Source organism: Gordonia aurantiaca, from assembly GCF_039939235.1.
In the GTDB taxonomy this organism is placed as follows: domain Bacteria; phylum Actinomycetota; class Actinomycetes; order Mycobacteriales; family Mycobacteriaceae; genus Gordonia.
On record NZ_JBDUUF010000002.1, the window covers coordinates 369544 to 384309 of the forward strand.

A 14766-nucleotide genomic window follows, 5' to 3' on the forward strand; every position below is an offset into this window, starting at 1 on the left:
GTGTCCGGTGGCGGACGAGGGAAGCGTCTGCCACCGGACCCGCCTCGAAGGTCGGGTTCACCGCGAGCCGGTAGGTCTGCACGAGGCAGGTCCGCACGACGACGCAGGAGAAGGCGACGCGGCTGAAGACGGCGCGGCTGAAGGCGGCGGCGCAGCACACGACGACGCAGGGGTTCTGTGCGAGAACTTTGTCAGACCCTTCCGGCAGGCTTCGGTACGACGACAGCGTGCAGCTTCGGTGCACGACGGAGAGGAGGGCACCATGGCCGCCAGGACCACCACCCGCCGGTCCGCCGCCGGCTCACGTCGCGGGGCGCCGGTCGACCCGGTCATGGTCAGCCGTGCCCGGGATCTGCTCCAGCGCGCCCATCTGCTCCTCGACAACGCCGACGGGGTGGAGGACACCGCCGAGCGATTCCGTCAGCTCTACCTCGTCGCACTGCGTGCGGCCGGCGCGGCGATCGCCATCGGCGAGCCGCCGACGGCCACCCGGCGCAAGACGTCGAACGCCTGGACGCGCATCGGCGTCGTCGTACCCGAGCTGGCCGCGCCCGCCGCGCGCTTCGCATCGTTGTCGTCTGTCCGTATGAAGATCGAGTCGGGTCTCATCCGGACTCTCGACCCCGACAGTGTCGCCGGGATGCGCCGTCTCGTGGTCGACTTCCTCCGCCACGTCGAAACCATGGTCATCGCCTACGAGCAAGGCAAATTCGGTACCGAAGAGGTCCAGATCGGACAGACCGCGTAGGTTCCGACGCGATCTGGGTGTGGTCGACGTCATTCCGTGATCCGAGTCGTTGCCCACATGGCCCGGTAATGGTGGTCGCGGCCGATTTCACCTCGTATCATGGGTGCATATAAGGCGCAGACGCCTCACCGGTCGCGGTTGACCGTCGTCGGCGTCGTGGATCAGGGAGAAGGAGGGTCGGTGCCACTTTCGGAGCACGAGCAACGCATGCTCGAACAGATCGAGAGCGCTCTGTACGCGGAAGACCCCAAGTTTGCGTCCAGTGTCAAGCGCCGTCGGCTCGGCCGGTCGAGTGGTCGGCGTCGGCTTCAGGCCGTGGCGATCTTCGTCGTCGGTCTGGTCATGCTCGTCGGCGGTCTCATCGTCAACATCGACATCGGGGGCTTCCCGATCGTCAGCCTCCTGGGCTTCCTGGTGATGTTCGGAGCCGGACTCCTCGCCCTGTGGGGTGACGATGTCGATGACGCCCCGGCCGCGCCTTTGTCGCGCGGGGGCAAGAAGTCCGGGGGCCACGGCCCCAAGCGCAAGCTGTCCGAGCGGATGGAGGAACGCTTCAACCGTCGCTTCGAACAGGAGTGAGGCCCCACCGGGCCCCCTGACCCAGCGCACCGAGTCCACAACAGAGCCGCGTCCCGCTTCCGGGGCGCGGCTCTTTCGTGCATCCGCCCCACCGCCCCCGCCGGGATCCCCACCGGGCTCCCCACCGTGCCCCACCGGCGTTCCCCACTTCGCCCCACTCGGATTCCCCACTTTGCCCCACCTGCTCGAAACCACTGGTCGCAGGTACCTCTCACGCCTCAAATGGCACGCCCGTAACCCCTCCGGTTGAAGCACTGGCGGCTGGGTGGGTGACAGGACACGCAGGTCGCATTGCGAATTTCACCCTTCTGAACTGGGTATTTACTCCTGCTGTAAGTTGAAGTGGGCACCTGGGGTGGAAAGTGGAGGAAAGTGGGGTACTGTGGCATCACTGGGTGAAGCGATCCGGAACGCGAATCCCAGGGGCAGGAGGTGTCGACGTGTCGTCTGTGCGATTTGTCGGCACCTACACGCCCAAGTTGGACGACAAAGGGCGACTCACGTTGCCCGCGAAGTTCCGCGACGCATTGGCAGGAGGGTTGGTGGTCACGAAAGGCCAGGACCACAGCCTGTCGGTGTACCGGACCGAGGAGTTCGACGCGATCGCGGCGAGGATCGTCGAGGCGTCACGCAGCAACCCCGATCTGCGTGCGTTTCAGCGAACGTTCTTCGCCGGTTCGGAAGAGCAGCGGCCGGACGGCCAGGGCCGGATCGTCCTGTCCGCCGCCCATCGGACCTACGCGGGACTGTCCAAGGAGTGCGTGGTGTTCGGCAGCTTCGATCACCTCGAGATCTGGGATTCGGCCGCATGGAACGAGTACCAGGCTCAGCACGAGGAGGACTTCTCGGCCGCCAACTCGGCCGCGTTGAACGCGGTCCTGTAGCCGAGGGGTCGCAGAGGCGGAGTCGGTGCACGGGCTTCGGGTGGCACGAGGCCCCGGTCCGGTCCGACCCTGGCGTACTTCCCCAACGCCAGGTGCGTGATCGGATCGGGACCCCGCTCCATCCGGAGCTCCGGACCCTCTCCGCACCGTGACCCAGCCGAGAGAGCACTCCGGTGACCTGTGATGAAGAGCCGATACGCCGAACCTGCCGGACGACCTGGCCGCAACGCCGATGGGGGCCCTCGAGTGGATGAGACTGGTGACGACACACGCCGATCGGGCGAGTTCGGCCACATCCCGGTCATGGGACGGCGCATCGTCGAATTACTCGCCCCTGCACTGGAATCCGACGACACCCGGGTCTATCTGGACGCCACGCTCGGGGCCGGCGGGCACAGCGAACTCATCCTGAACGCCTTCCCGAACGTCCAGGTCATCGGTATCGACCGGGACTCGTCCGCGCTGGACATCGCACGACGCAGGCTCGCGCCGCACGCCGACCGGATCTCCCTGCACCAGGCGACCTTTCACGAGATCGACGACGTCCTCGCCGAGGCGGGCCGGCGGTCCATCGACGGCGCACTCTTCGACCTCGGCGTCTCGTCGATGCAGCTCGACCAGGCCGGACGCGGCTTCGCCTACTCGGTCGACGCGCCGCTGGACATGCGGATGAATCCCGACGACCCGCTCACCGCCGCGGACGTCCTCAACACCTACTCGCATGGCGAATTGGCCCGCGTCCTCTCCGAATACGGCGAGGAGCGCTTCGCGGGGAAGATCGCCTCGGCCGTCATCCGCGAGCGGGAGAAGGAGCCCTTCACCACCAGTGCGCGTCTGGTGGAGCTGCTCTACGCCACCATTCCGGCGGCCACCCGCCGCACCGGGGGACATCCGGCCAAGCGCACCTTCCAGGCTCTGCGCATCGAGGTGAACCACGAACTCGACGTTCTCCGTGAAGCACTGCCGGCCGCGCTCGACGCGCTCGGCGTCGGTGGACGCGTGGTGGTCATGAGCTACCAATCACTCGAGGACCGGATCGTCAAGCGGGAGTTCGTCGCCCGTACCACGTCGAAGTCGCCGCCCGGGTTGCCGGTCGAGCTTCCCGGCACCGCCGCGGAATTCCGTCTGGTGACGCGGGGCGCCGAGCGACCCGACGACGAGGAACTGGAGAGCAATCCGCGATCCGCGCCCGCGCGGGTCCGGGCGATCGAACGAGTCGAGAAGAAGGGCTAGGGCATGACCGTTCTGCACGAGGCCCCGACGCACTCGAATTCGCGGGGTGCCGGATCTCGGCGCTCGGGCACGGATGCGCGCCGACGCGGCGACGAGCGGCGAGCCGGTGACGCCGAGAACACCCGGCGGTCCCGGCGCGCCCGGATCGAGTCGGAGCGCGCCACTCGGTCGAAGGCCGCGCAGCGCGCCCTCGACCGGCGCCGCCGACGCATGGCCACGGGCACTCCCGCACCGCGCGGCGGGTTGTCGATCTCCAGTGTGTCGTTCCGGGAACGCCTGCAGCACACGCCGTTCGTCGTGCCGGTTCTCGCGTTGCTCATCGTCGGTCTGGGCCTGAGCCTGTGGCTGTCGACCAAGGCCGCGCAGGACTCCTATCGGCTCGGTGTGGAGCGGGCGGAGAACCAGGCGCTCGTCGACCAGCGTGACGCACTCAAGCGTGACTACGAATCCGGCAACTCGGCACCCGAGCTGGCCCGGGAGGCAACGCGTCTCGGCATGATCCCGGCGCAGAACCCGGCCCGGATGATCGTCGAGGATCCGCGCCGGCCGAAGATCGTCGGCAAGCCGGCACCGGCCTCCGGGAAGCCGATGGTGGATCTCAACCCGCAGCCGACGCCGGACCCGACCGAGAAGATCGACCCGAAGCAGGTGGACGACTCAATCGGCCTGGGCGGCAGCGCCGTGCCCGCACCGGCGAACCCGACCACGCCCGCGCCGCAGGCCGGCCAACCGGCCCCCGCCGCCCCGGGGTCCGGAGCTGCGCCGACCGGGCCGTCGGCGAATCCGGCTCCGCAGAACCAGAATCCGGCCCAGCCGAATCCGGTTCCCCAGAATGTGGTGCCCCAGAACCCGCCACCGCCGAACCCGGCACCCCAGCCGTCATCGCCGGTGCCCGCACCCAATGTGGTGCCGCGCACGTGAGTGGGGGCCAGGTGCCCCGCGGCGAATCGCAACCCACCGACAGCAAATCCCGGAAACGACCCTGAAGCGGTGAAGAATTGACGACCATGACACGTGCGGCATTCGAGCGAGTGGGCCAGCGGCCGTCTCGCCCGGGGCGTCGCCCGGGCCAAGGATCGCAGCGGATTTCCCGGAACCCCGCCGCACGCACCGGATCGGGCGGAAAGCCGCCGCGGTTCAGGGGGTTCCGCCCGACCGGCAACAGTGGAGGGTTCCACGGCTTCGGTTTTCGCACCCGTGTGTTCGCGGTCGTCGTGGCGCTCATCGTGCTCGCGGTCGCGACCAAGATGATCGTCGTCCACACCATCCAGTCCGGCTCGATCTCGGCCGAGGCCGCTCAGCAGCGTGAGTACACACAGGTGCTCACGGCCAAGCGGGGTTCCATCCTCGACCGCAACGGCCGTCCGCTGGCCTACACCGACGAGGCGCGGGCGCTGACCTTCCTGCCGAAGGCGGTGCGCAAGTCGATCGCCGAGGAGCACCAGAAGAACCCGGAGCTGCCCGACGTCGACACACGTCTGAAGGAGATCGCCAAGGGTGTATCGGAGATGCTCGGCGGCTCGATCAGCGAGAAGGACCTCCTCGAGAAGGTCACCGGCGACGAGACCTTCGTGTACCTCGCACGGTCGGTGAGCCCCGACGTCGCGTCCCGGATCACCGAGAGGTTCCCCGAGGTGGGCGCGGACCCGCAGAGCATCCGCCTCTACCCGGGCGGCTCGCTGGCCGCGAACGTCGTCGGCGACGTCAATTACGACGGCAACGGCCTCATCGGACTCGAGGCCTCACTCGACGCGCTCCTGTCCGGCACCGACGGCTCGCGCACCTACGACCGCGGCTCCGACGGCGCGATCATCCCGGGCAGCATGCGCAACGTGCACCCTGCGATCAACGGTGCGACCGTGCGGCTCACCCTCGACTCCGACACCCAGTGGTTCGTCCAGAGCGAGGTCATGAAGGCCAAGCAGCTGTCCGGCGCCAAGTCGGCGTCGGCGGTGGTGCTCGACGCCAAGACCGGCGAGGTCCTCGCGATGGCCAACGACGGCACGTTCAACGCGTCGCTGCCGCTGAGTGAACAGCCGAAGGCGGAACTCGGCAACCCGTCGGTCACCTCGCCGTTCGAGCCGGGCTCGGTCAACAAGATCGTCACCGCGGCCGCCGCCATCGAGTACGGACTCACCACCCCGCAGACCGTGCACCGCGTCCCCGGCAGCATCCAGATGGCCGGCGTGACCGTGCGCGACGCGTGGGCGCACGGCGTCGAGCCCTACACGACGACCGGCATCTTCGGTAAGTCGTCCAACGTCGGGACCCTGATGCTGGCCAAGAAGGTGGGCGAGGAGCGCTTCGCGGAGATGCTCACCAGGTTCGGCCTCGGGCAGCGGACCGGCGTCGGCCTGCCCGCGGAGAGCGCCGGCGAGGTGCCCGCCCTGAGCCAGTGGTCGGGTGGTTCGTTCGCGAACCTGCCCATCGGACAGGGTCTCTCGATGACGCTGTTGCAGATGACCGCCATGTACCAGGCGATCGCCAACGACGGCCTGCGCATCCCGCCGCGCATCCTCATCTCCGAGGAACGTGACGGCCAGAGGCCGGAGGAGCGGGCCCGTCCCGATCCGATCCGGGTGGTCAGTCCCGACACCGCGCGCGTCGTTCGCGACATGTTCCGCTCGGTGGTGCAGGACGACCCGATGGGCGAGCAGATGGGCACCGGCACCAAGGCGGCGGTCAGCGGCTACCAGATCTCCGGCAAGACCGGCACGGCCCAGCAGGTCGATCCGTCCTGCGGCTGCTACTCGAACTCGCGCTACAACATCACGTTCGCGGGCATCGCACCTGCCGACGACCCGCGCTATGTCATCGGGATCATGCTCGACAACCCGCGTCGCAGCTCCGACGGCACCGGCGGCCAGTCGGCCGGACCGCTGTTCTCGACCATCGCGTCGTGGATGCTGCAGCGCGCCCAGGTCCCGCTGTCGCCGCCGGCCCCGCGCCTGACGCTCACGGCCCGCTGACCGCACCCGCCGGCGCGGACACATCCGGGTCGGCCCACCGCGTCCCGGGCACCGTCGCGTGGGTCGGTATCGTGAGTGGGATTCTGCGCCGACCCGCGTGGCAGCCGGTTCTGCCGAGACCCGGCCGTCCACGCCCATCGGCCCCGCTACCGACCGACATGACACCGACCAGACCGAGGAGGCGAACAACGCATGGCGTCTCGTGGTTCTGCGGGTAGGAGGGCCGGTGGCAAGGCGAGCGGCAAGAAGAAGGCCGGCCGCGTTCCCGGTCGTCCCCGGGAGGTCGCGCCCACCGCGGTGACCGTGCTGTCCACGGCGACCGGCGCGCGCCTCGACCTCGTCGGCGGCGCCGACCGCGACACCAGCGTGCGCGGCGTCACCCTCCGCGCACAGGATGTCCAGCCCGGCGATCTGTTCGCCGCGCTGCCCGGCACCGCGACGCACGGCGCCCGGTTCGCCGACCAGGCAGTCGCCGCCGGTGCCACCGCGATCCTCACCGACCCCGCCGGCCGGTCCGAACTGGCACGCGTCCTGCCGCCCGAGACCGCCGTGGCGGTCCTCATCCACCCGAACCCGCGGTCCGTGCTGGGCAATGTCAGCTCCCGCGTGTACGGCAACCCGTCGCAGCGGCTCAAGCTGATCGGCATCACCGGCACCTCGGGCAAGACCACCACGTCGTACCTCGTCGAGGCCGCCCTCCTGGCCGCCGGTCACTCGGTCGGCCTGATCGGAACCGTCGAGACCCGCGTCAACGGGGTCGCCCAGCCGAGCTCGCTGACCACGCCCGAGGCGCCCACCCTGCAGGCGCTGCTGGCGTCGATGCTCGAGGACGGTGTCGACGTCGTCGTCATGGAGGTGTCCAGCCACGCGCTGTCGCTGGGCCGGGTGGACGGCGCGCACTTCGCGATCGGCGCCTTCACCAACCTCTCCCAGGACCACCTCGACTTCCACCACTCCATGCGGGCGTACTTCGACGCGAAGGCACAGCTGTTCGTGCCGTCGTCGCCGGTGCACGCGGTGCGCGCGGTGATCTGCGTCGACGACGACTGGGGCCTGCGGATGGCCGACCTCGCACGACGCCCCGGCCAGGCGCCGCACCTGCAGCCGGTGACCGTGTCGACCGGACCCACCCCGGGCCACTGGCGGGCCGGTGCGTCGGAGCTCGCCCCCGACGGCACCACCCACACCCCGTTCGTCGAGCCGGAGGGCCGCCATGAGCTCGTCATCCCGCTGCCGGGCCGCTACAACGTCGCCAACGGCCTGCTGGCCGTCGCGGTGGCCCACGCGGCGGGCGTGCCGGTCAGCACCGCACTCGAGGCCGTCGCCCGGGTGAGCGTGCCCGGCCGACTGCAGCGCGTCGACCGGGGCCAGCCGTTCCTGGCACTCGTCGACTACGCCCACAAGCCGGGTGCCGTCGAGGCCGTCCTGGCCACTCTGCGCGGACAACTCCGAGGTGCGTCGGGCGACAGTCCACGCGGCCGGGTGGCCATCGTCATCGGCGCCGGCGGCGACCGCGACGCCGGTAAACGTCCGCTCATGGGCGCCGCCGCGGCGCGGGGAGCAGAACTTGTCGTCGTCACCGACGACAACCCGAGGTCGGAGGACCCGGCCGCCATCCGCGCCGAGGTTCTCGCCGGGGCCCGCTCGGTCAACGACGCCGACCGGCCGCCCGGCGCCGAACCGATACGTGAGGTGGGGGACCGGGCCGCGGCGATCGCCGCGGCCATCGCCTGGGCGCGACCCGGCGACATCGTGCTGGTCGCAGGCAAGGGACATGAGACAGGGCAGGAGATCAACGGCGTGAAGCATCCGTTCGACGACCGGGAGGTCGTCGCGCAGGCGCTCGAATCGCTCACCGGGGAGACCGCTCCCGCACAGGTGACGGTGGAGGACGATCGATGACCGGTTCGTTCGTGACGGTCATCCGCGGGAATGCACCGGTGTCGGTCGACGACGCCCGGATCCTGCTGCGCCGGCTCGTCGAGCGCGCGGCCGCGCAGCGCAGCGCCCCCGGCGAGGGACCGCGCACGTGGGCGGTCATCGCGGAGGTGGCGACACCGGAGGCGATCGAGGAGAATCAGCGGGTCGTCGAGCACGACCTGCTCGGCCGGCAGGCCGTCCGTCTCGCCGTGGACAAGACCCTTTGCATCGGTGACTCGCGCTGCGTGCACGCCCTGCACCAGGGTGCGGTCATGGAGGGTTCGTGGGGCGACGAGGCCAAGATCGTCGACTCGGTCGAGGCCGCGGCCGCACTGCCCGCGTCCGAACCGGACTGGCGACCCGCCCCCGGCGACGTGATCCTGCTCGCGGCGGCGACCGCCGACCTCGACGCGGTGATCGCGGCATGGGGCGAGACCTGCGGATGGCAACCCAACTACGAAGGTGCGGACGCATGATGCGGGCACCCAACAGCACAGGAGTCGGAGAGACAGGCGTGGTCGGGAACGGACGAGTGAACACGAGGGCAGCACGGTGACCCAGATCCTCCTCGCGGGTGCGATCGCGATCGCGGTGTCGATCCTGCTGACCCCCGTCCTCATCAAGGTGTTCTCCCGGCAGGGATTCGGCCAGGAGATCCGGCTCGAGGGCCCCAAGAGCCACCAGACCAAGCGCGGCACCCCGTCGATGGGCGGTGTCGCGATCATCGCCGCACTGTGGGCGGGCTACTTCGGCTCGCACCTCGTCGGCGTATTCACCGACCCGGGCAACGGCCCGACCGCGTCGGGTCTGCTGGTGCTGGGCCTGGCCACCTCACTGGGCCTCGTCGGCTTCCTCGACGACATGATCAAGATCCGCAAGCACCGCAACCTCGGCCTGAACAAGACCGCGAAGTCGGTCGGGCAGTTCATCGCCGCGATCCTCTTCGGCGTGCTGGTGCTGCAGTTCCGCAACGACTACGGCCTCGCTCCGGCGAGCACCAACCTGAGCTACGTCCGCGACATCAGCGCGATCGGGCTCGGCTCGGTGGTGTTCGTGATCTTCTGCTGGCTGGTCGTCGCCGCGTGGTCGAACGCGGTGAACTTCACCGACGGCCTCGACGGCCTGGCCGCCGGCTCGATGGCGATGGTCCTCGGCTCGTACGTGCTGGTGACGTTCTTCCAGTTCGTCAACGCCTGCGCGGGCGGTGCCAAGCCGCCGAGCGAGATCCCCACCGGCTGCTACCAGGTCCGCGACCCCCTCGACCTCGCGATCATCGCGGTGGCCGGCGGCGGCGCCTGCCTCGGCTTCCTGTGGTGGAACGCCGCACCCGCCAAGATCTTCATGGGCGACACCGGGTCGCTCGCGCTCGGCGGCATGCTCGCGGGCCTGTCGATCTGCACCCGCACCGAGTTGCTCGCGGTCATCATCGGCGCCCTGTTCGTCGCCGAGATCATGTCGGTGGTTATCCAGATCGCGTTCTTCCGCACCACCGGACGACGCGTGTTCCGGATGGCGCCATTCCACCACCACTTCGAGCTCGGCGGCTGGGCGGAGACGACGGTCATCATCAGGTTCTGGTTGCTGACCGCCATAGCCTGTGCGCTGGGACTGTCGCTGTTCTACGGCGAGTTCCTGACCAGCAATGGCTGACGCGGCGTCCGATCGGTCCGGAACCGACCCGCTCGGATTGTCGGGCCATACCGTCGTGGTCGCCGGTGCCGGCACCGCAGGCCTGTCCGCGGCGCGCTACCTGCTGACCCGCGACGTCCGCGTGGTGCTGGCCGATGACCGCTTCGCATCGAAGGAGGCCGACGACGCCACTCGCCGGGCCGCGTTCGACGCCGTCAACGGGGCGGGGGAGCTGGTCGCGCGGGGCGTGCGGGCCGTCGCCATCGCCGACCTGCTGGCCGACCCGGAGTGGTCCTCGGACGTCGCCGTCGTGATCGTCTCGCCCGGGTTCGCACCCACCCACGAACTCGTCGTCCGCGCCGAACGGGACGGCATCCCGATCTGGGGTGAGGTCGAACTGGCCTGGCGCGTCGACGCCGCCGGCCTGCTCGGCGAGCCCCGCACCTGGCTGGTAGTGACCGGCACCAACGGCAAGACGACCACCACCTCGATGCTCGCCGAGATCGTGGAGCGCTCCGGCCGGTCCGGTGCCGCCTGCGGCAACATCGGCCTGCCCGTCCTCGACGCGATGCGGGCCACCCCGCGCGTCGACGTGCTGTGCGCCGAGCTCTCCTCGTTCCAGCTGCACTGGGCGCCGTCGGTCACGCCGGCCGCCGGGGTCGTGCTCAACATCGCCGACGACCATCTCGACTGGCACGGCGGCTTCGACGCCTACGCCGAGGCCAAGACCGGTGCGCTGCGCGGCGGGATCGGGGTGGTCGGACTCGACGACGCGGTCGCCTCGGGACTGTCTGCTGCGGGCCGTCGCGTCGGATTCACCCTGCACGCACCGGAAGACGGACAGCTCGGCGTCTCCGACGGCCACCTCGTCGACCGCGCGTTCGGGGCGGGACGCCTCATCGAGGCCGAGGCCATCCGTCCGGCCGGGCCGTCGGGCATCGCGGACGCGCTGGCGGCGTCCGCGCTCGCACTGGCGATCGGGGTGGAGCGAGACGCGGTGGAGGCGGCCCTTCGCGACTTCCGTCCCGGCGCCCATCGCGGCGAGATGGTCGCCGAACGCGACGGCATCGTCTTCGTCGACGACTCGAAGGCCACCAACCCACACGCCGCGCAGGCGGCGGTGTCCGCATTCGGGCGCGTGGTGCTGATCGCGGGTGGTCTGCTCAAGGGTGCATCCATGGACGAGATGCTCACCGCGGTGGGCGATCGGCTCGCGGGAGTGGTCGCCATCGGCCGAGATCGTGATCTGGTCGTCGAAGCAATTTCACGACACGCCCCAGAAGTCCCAACAGTCACAGTATTCACAGGGGACGATGGCACCGTGAACGTGCATCGCCCGGGACATGCCGATCCCGTCCCCTTCCCGATCGAATCGTCGGATTTCGAATCGTCGGGCACGGACACCGCCGTCGCCGTGATGGAGCAGGCGGTCTCCGAGGCCTGGGAGCTCGCGGCCGCGAGTGACCCGGCACCCGACGCGGTGCTCCTCGCGCCCGCTGCGGCGTCGCTCGACATGTTCGCCGGATACTCGCGGCGCGGCGACGCCTTCGCCGATGCGGCCCGCCGCGTCGCCGGCGCCGCTTCCCGGCGGTGAGCCGGATGGGCGCCGACCCCGCGGTCCACGACACCGCGGCCGAGGACGTCGTCACGGGTGATGCCGACGAATCCGACGATCCTGCCGTGACCGATGCTGCCGTGAACGATCCGACCGACGACACCGACACCGACACCGCCGCCCCCGGGAGGCGGACGCGCGCCGGCCGCGCCGCGTCCACGACGGCCACCGCGAACTCCGCTGTCGCCACGGCCTCCAATGCGGCGGCGGTCACCGCGTCGATCCCGGCCATCGTCGTCGGTGCGGTCCGCAACCTGCTGGCGCGCCCGCTGGCGTCGTATCAGCTGGTCCTGACGATGGCGTTCATGCTGACCGCCTTCGGCCTGGTCATGGTGTTGTCCGCGTCGTCGGTCGAGGGCTACTCGCAGGACGGTTCGGCGTACGGACTGTTCACCACGCAGGTCATCTTCGCCGGACTCGGACTCGTCGTCTTCTACATGATGTTGCGGCTGCGGGTGAGCCTGCTACGGCGCTTCGCCGCCCCGGCGATGGCGATCACGATCGTGCTGCTGGCGCTGGTCCTCGTGCCCGGCATCGGTACCCTGAGCCAGGGCGCCCGCCGCTGGTTCGTCATCTCCGGCATCTCGGTGCAGCCCTCGGAGCTGGTCAAGGTCGCCCTGTGTATCTGGGGCGCCCACCTGCTGGCCTCGCGGCGCCGCGACAACGCATCGCTCAAGGAACTGCTGATCCCGCTCGTGCCGGTCGCGCTGCTGATCTGCGTGCTGATCATCCTCGAGCCGAACCTGTCGACCACCATCACCATCGCGATCATCGTCGGCGCGTTGCTGTGGTTCGCGGGCCTGCCGATAAAGGTGTTCGCCGCGTTCGCGGCGACCGGAGTGGTGCTCGCGGTGATCCTGGCGCTCGCCGAGGGCTACCGCTCGCAGCGCGTGATGAGCTTCCTGGGCAACGTCGACGATCCGCAGGGCGCGGGCTATCAGGCACGGCAGGCGACCTACGCCCTCGCCAACGGCGGTGTCTTCGGCGTGGGTCTCGGCCAGTCCAGCGCGAAGTGGAACTACCTGCCCAACGCCCACAACGACTTCATCTTCGCGATCATCGGCGAGGAACTCGGCCTCATCGGCGGCCTGCTGGTGGTGTTCCTGTTCGTGTTGCTCGGCTACGTCGGGTTCCGCATCGCGCACCGTTCGACCGATCCGTTCCTGCGCCTGATGACCTCGACGATCACGGTGCTGATCATCGCGCAGGCGTTCATCAACATCGGTTACGTGATCGGCCTGCTGCCGGTGACCGGCATCCAGCTCCCGCTGATCTCGGCCGGTGGCACGTCGACGCTCACGGTGCTCGCGATGCTCGGCCTGCTGGCCAACGCGGCGCGTCACGAACCCGAGGCGGTGGCCGCGCTGACGGCGGCCCCGCCGAGCCGGATGGCCCGCTGGCTGCGCCTGCCGACCCCGGTCGCGTACCGGCAGTCGCGTGTCGAGATGCTGCGCGACCGGCGCGACCAGCGCCGCAAGGGTGGTGGCCGGGACACCGGACGTCCGGGCGGACGCACCACCGCCCGCGGCGCGAACATGCGTGGCGCGCAACGGGCTTCGACGTCCACACGGCGCCGCCCGGACGCCCGTCGGGGGGGCGCACCCGAACCGCCGGCGACGCACGGCCGGTTCGCGATGCCGTGGAAGAGGGCAGCGGGCAGGCAGGAGAAGGCCGCCGCCCCGGCCTCCGAGCGGCGCACCTCGTCCCGGTATTCGACTGTGGGCGGCCGCACACGACCTGCGCCGACGGCCCGGGCCGGCGTCGACTACCGTGGCGGGTATCCCGGCGCCGGCGCCATGCGTGGCTCGGCGTCCCCGGGATGGCGGGCGGGCGCGCACCAGCCGCGTACGTCTCGGTCCGCCGACCCCGGGCGCAGCAGGTCGTCGTACGGCCGCGTGGGACGCCGCTGAGACCTCGGCGGCACCAGACGTGCGAAGTGGCTGGAGATGGAGTGACGACGCCGGTGAGTTCGGCTGCAGGACAATCTGATACGACCGGTTCGCCGAGCGGGCGCGGCCTGTCGGTGGTGGTCGCCGGTGGCGGCACGGCCGGACACATCGAACCCGCTCTAGCCGTTGCCGACGCCGTTCGGCGCATCGACCCCACCGCCCGCGTCACCGCCCTCGGTACCCGGCGCGGACTCGAGGTCGACCTCGTCCCCGAGCGCGGCTACGACCTCCGGCTGATCCCGCCCGTTCCGCTGCCGCGCAAGCCCGGCGTCGAACTCGCCAAGACCCCCGCTCGCCTCATGTCCTCGGTCGCCGCGACCCGCAAGGTGCTCGCCGACGTGGACGCCGACGTCGTCGTCGGGTTCGGCGGCTACGTGTCGATCCCGGCATACCTCGCCGCGCGGTCGCACCTGCGCGGCCGCCGCCGCATCCCGATCGTCATCCATGAGGCCAACGCCTCGGCCGGCATCGCGAACAAGGTCGGCGCTCGCTTCGCCGACCGGGTGCTCGCCGCGGTCGACGGCTCCGGTCTCGACGCCACCGTCGTCGGCATGCCGGTGCGCGGCACCATCGCCGAACTCGACCGTCCGGCGCTGCGCGCCCAGGCCCGCCACTACTTCGGCCTCGACGAACACGCCCCGACGCTGCTGGTCTTCGGTGGATCGCAGGGCGCGCAGCGTCTCAACGACGCCGTCTCCGGTGCCGCCGAGGCCCTCGGCAAGGCCGGCATCGGCGTCCTCCACGCGTACGGCCCCAAGAACTCGATCGACCCGGTGATCGTCGACGGCGCTCCGCCGTACCGCGCGGTCAGCTACCTCAAGCGGATGGACCTCGCCTACGCCGCCGCCGACCTGGTGATGTGCCGGTCGGGCGCGATGACCGTCGCCGAGGTGTCGGCGGCCGGGCTGCCCGCGATCTACGTCCCGCTGCCGCACGGCAACGGGGAGCAGCGCCTCAATGCGCTGCCGATCGTCGAGGCCGGCGGCGGACTCCTCGTCGAGGACGCCGAGGTGAACCCCGAATACGTCGAGCGCGAGGTGATCGCGCTGCTCTCCGACCCGGAACGGTTGCAGAAGATGTCGGCGGCCGCGGCCGGGACCGGACACCGGGACGCGGCGTCGGTGGTCGCCGAGGCCGCCCTGGAACTGGCGCGCCGACATCGTGAGGGCGCGGGCGGCGCGTTTCGTTCGCGGCGATCGGCGCGACAGCGGTGACAATTGGACGCGACAGCAGTGCCGGA

General features: G+C 70.3%; 12 protein-coding genes. All 12 read left to right on the forward strand.

Annotation, left to right across the window (positions count from 1 at the left end; genetic code table 11):
- Nucleotides 1–262 precede the first annotated feature (262 nt).
- The 12 genes from ABFT43_RS06695 to murG all read left to right on the forward strand — a co-directional run bounded on the left by ABFT43_RS06695 (nucleotide 263) and on the right by murG (nucleotide 14740).
- A complete protein-coding gene (locus ABFT43_RS06695) occupies nucleotides 263–748 on the forward strand; it encodes an SAV_6107 family HEPN domain-containing protein (protein ID WP_347959588.1) in 486 nt (161 codons plus the stop codon).
- A gap of 180 nt (nucleotides 749–928) precedes the next feature.
- Complete coding sequence (locus ABFT43_RS06700; RefSeq protein ID WP_347959589.1) at nucleotides 929–1327, forward strand: DUF3040 domain-containing protein; 399 nt, start codon at nucleotides 929–931, stop codon at nucleotides 1325–1327.
- A 440-nt stretch (nucleotides 1328–1767) separates the two neighbouring features.
- Nucleotides 1768–2211: a division/cell wall cluster transcriptional repressor MraZ gene (gene mraZ / locus ABFT43_RS06705; RefSeq protein WP_347959590.1), complete on the forward strand. Its 444-nt coding sequence runs from the start codon at nucleotides 1768–1770 to the stop codon at nucleotides 2209–2211.
- A 246-nt stretch (nucleotides 2212–2457) separates the two neighbouring features.
- Complete coding sequence (rsmH, locus tag ABFT43_RS06710) at nucleotides 2458–3444, forward strand: 16S rRNA (cytosine(1402)-N(4))-methyltransferase RsmH (protein WP_347959591.1); 987 nt, start codon at nucleotides 2458–2460, stop codon at nucleotides 3442–3444.
- Nucleotides 3445–3447: 3 nt separating this feature from the next.
- Nucleotides 3448–4365, forward strand: coding sequence for a hypothetical protein (locus ABFT43_RS06715; protein WP_347959592.1), 918 nt, complete (start codon nucleotides 3448–3450; stop codon nucleotides 4363–4365).
- 86 nt (nucleotides 4366–4451) lie between these two features.
- Nucleotides 4452–6413, forward strand: a complete 1962-nt coding sequence (locus ABFT43_RS06720) for a peptidoglycan D,D-transpeptidase FtsI family protein (RefSeq protein ID WP_347959593.1) — start codon at nucleotides 4452–4454, stop codon at nucleotides 6411–6413.
- A gap of 192 nt (nucleotides 6414–6605) precedes the next feature.
- Nucleotides 6606–8315, forward strand: a complete 1710-nt coding sequence (locus tag ABFT43_RS06725) for a UDP-N-acetylmuramoyl-L-alanyl-D-glutamate--2,6-diaminopimelate ligase (protein WP_347959594.1) — start codon at nucleotides 6606–6608, stop codon at nucleotides 8313–8315.
- Complete coding sequence (locus ABFT43_RS06730; RefSeq protein ID WP_347959595.1) at nucleotides 8312–8809, forward strand: UDP-N-acetylmuramoyl-tripeptide--D-alanyl-D-alanine ligase; 498 nt, start codon at nucleotides 8312–8314, stop codon at nucleotides 8807–8809. The genes ABFT43_RS06725 and ABFT43_RS06730 overlap by 4 nt, the downstream gene beginning before the upstream one ends.
- A 76-nt stretch (nucleotides 8810–8885) precedes the next feature.
- Nucleotides 8886–9983 (forward strand): phospho-N-acetylmuramoyl-pentapeptide-transferase, encoded by a 1098-nt coding sequence (mraY, locus tag ABFT43_RS06735; protein WP_347959596.1) that lies wholly within the window; start codon nucleotides 8886–8888, stop codon nucleotides 9981–9983.
- Nucleotides 9976–11556, forward strand: a complete 1581-nt coding sequence (murD, locus tag ABFT43_RS06740; protein ID WP_347959597.1) for a UDP-N-acetylmuramoyl-L-alanine--D-glutamate ligase — start codon at nucleotides 9976–9978, stop codon at nucleotides 11554–11556. The genes mraY and murD overlap by 8 nt, the downstream gene beginning before the upstream one ends.
- A gap of 5 nt (nucleotides 11557–11561) precedes the next feature.
- A complete protein-coding gene (gene ftsW, locus ABFT43_RS06745; protein ID WP_347959598.1) occupies nucleotides 11562–13487 on the forward strand; it encodes a putative lipid II flippase FtsW in 1926 nt (641 codons plus the stop codon).
- Between the two features lie 53 nt (nucleotides 13488–13540).
- The gene (gene murG / locus ABFT43_RS06750) at nucleotides 13541–14740 is read left to right on the forward strand and encodes an undecaprenyldiphospho-muramoylpentapeptide beta-N-acetylglucosaminyltransferase (protein ID WP_347959599.1); all 1200 of its coding nucleotides are present in this window, start codon (nucleotides 13541–13543) and stop codon (nucleotides 14738–14740) included.
- Nucleotides 14741–14766 lie beyond the last annotated feature (26 nt).

Coding starts and splice junctions, on each gene's coding strand:
- murD (WP_347959597.1), top strand. CDS start 9,976: ATGGCTGACGCGGCGTCCGATCGGTCCGGAACCGACCCGCTCGGATTG.
- ABFT43_RS06715 (WP_347959592.1), top strand. CDS start 3,448: ATGACCGTTCTGCACGAGGCCCCGACGCACTCGAATTCGCGGGGTGCC.
- ABFT43_RS06720 (WP_347959593.1), top strand. CDS start 4,452: ATGACACGTGCGGCATTCGAGCGAGTGGGCCAGCGGCCGTCTCGCCCG.
- ABFT43_RS06695 (WP_347959588.1), top strand. CDS start 263: ATGGCCGCCAGGACCACCACCCGCCGGTCCGCCGCCGGCTCACGTCGC.
- ftsW (WP_347959598.1), top strand. CDS start 11,562: ATGGGCGCCGACCCCGCGGTCCACGACACCGCGGCCGAGGACGTCGTC.
- ABFT43_RS06730 (WP_347959595.1), top strand. CDS start 8,312: ATGACCGGTTCGTTCGTGACGGTCATCCGCGGGAATGCACCGGTGTCG.
- ABFT43_RS06725 (WP_347959594.1), top strand. CDS start 6,606: ATGGCGTCTCGTGGTTCTGCGGGTAGGAGGGCCGGTGGCAAGGCGAGC.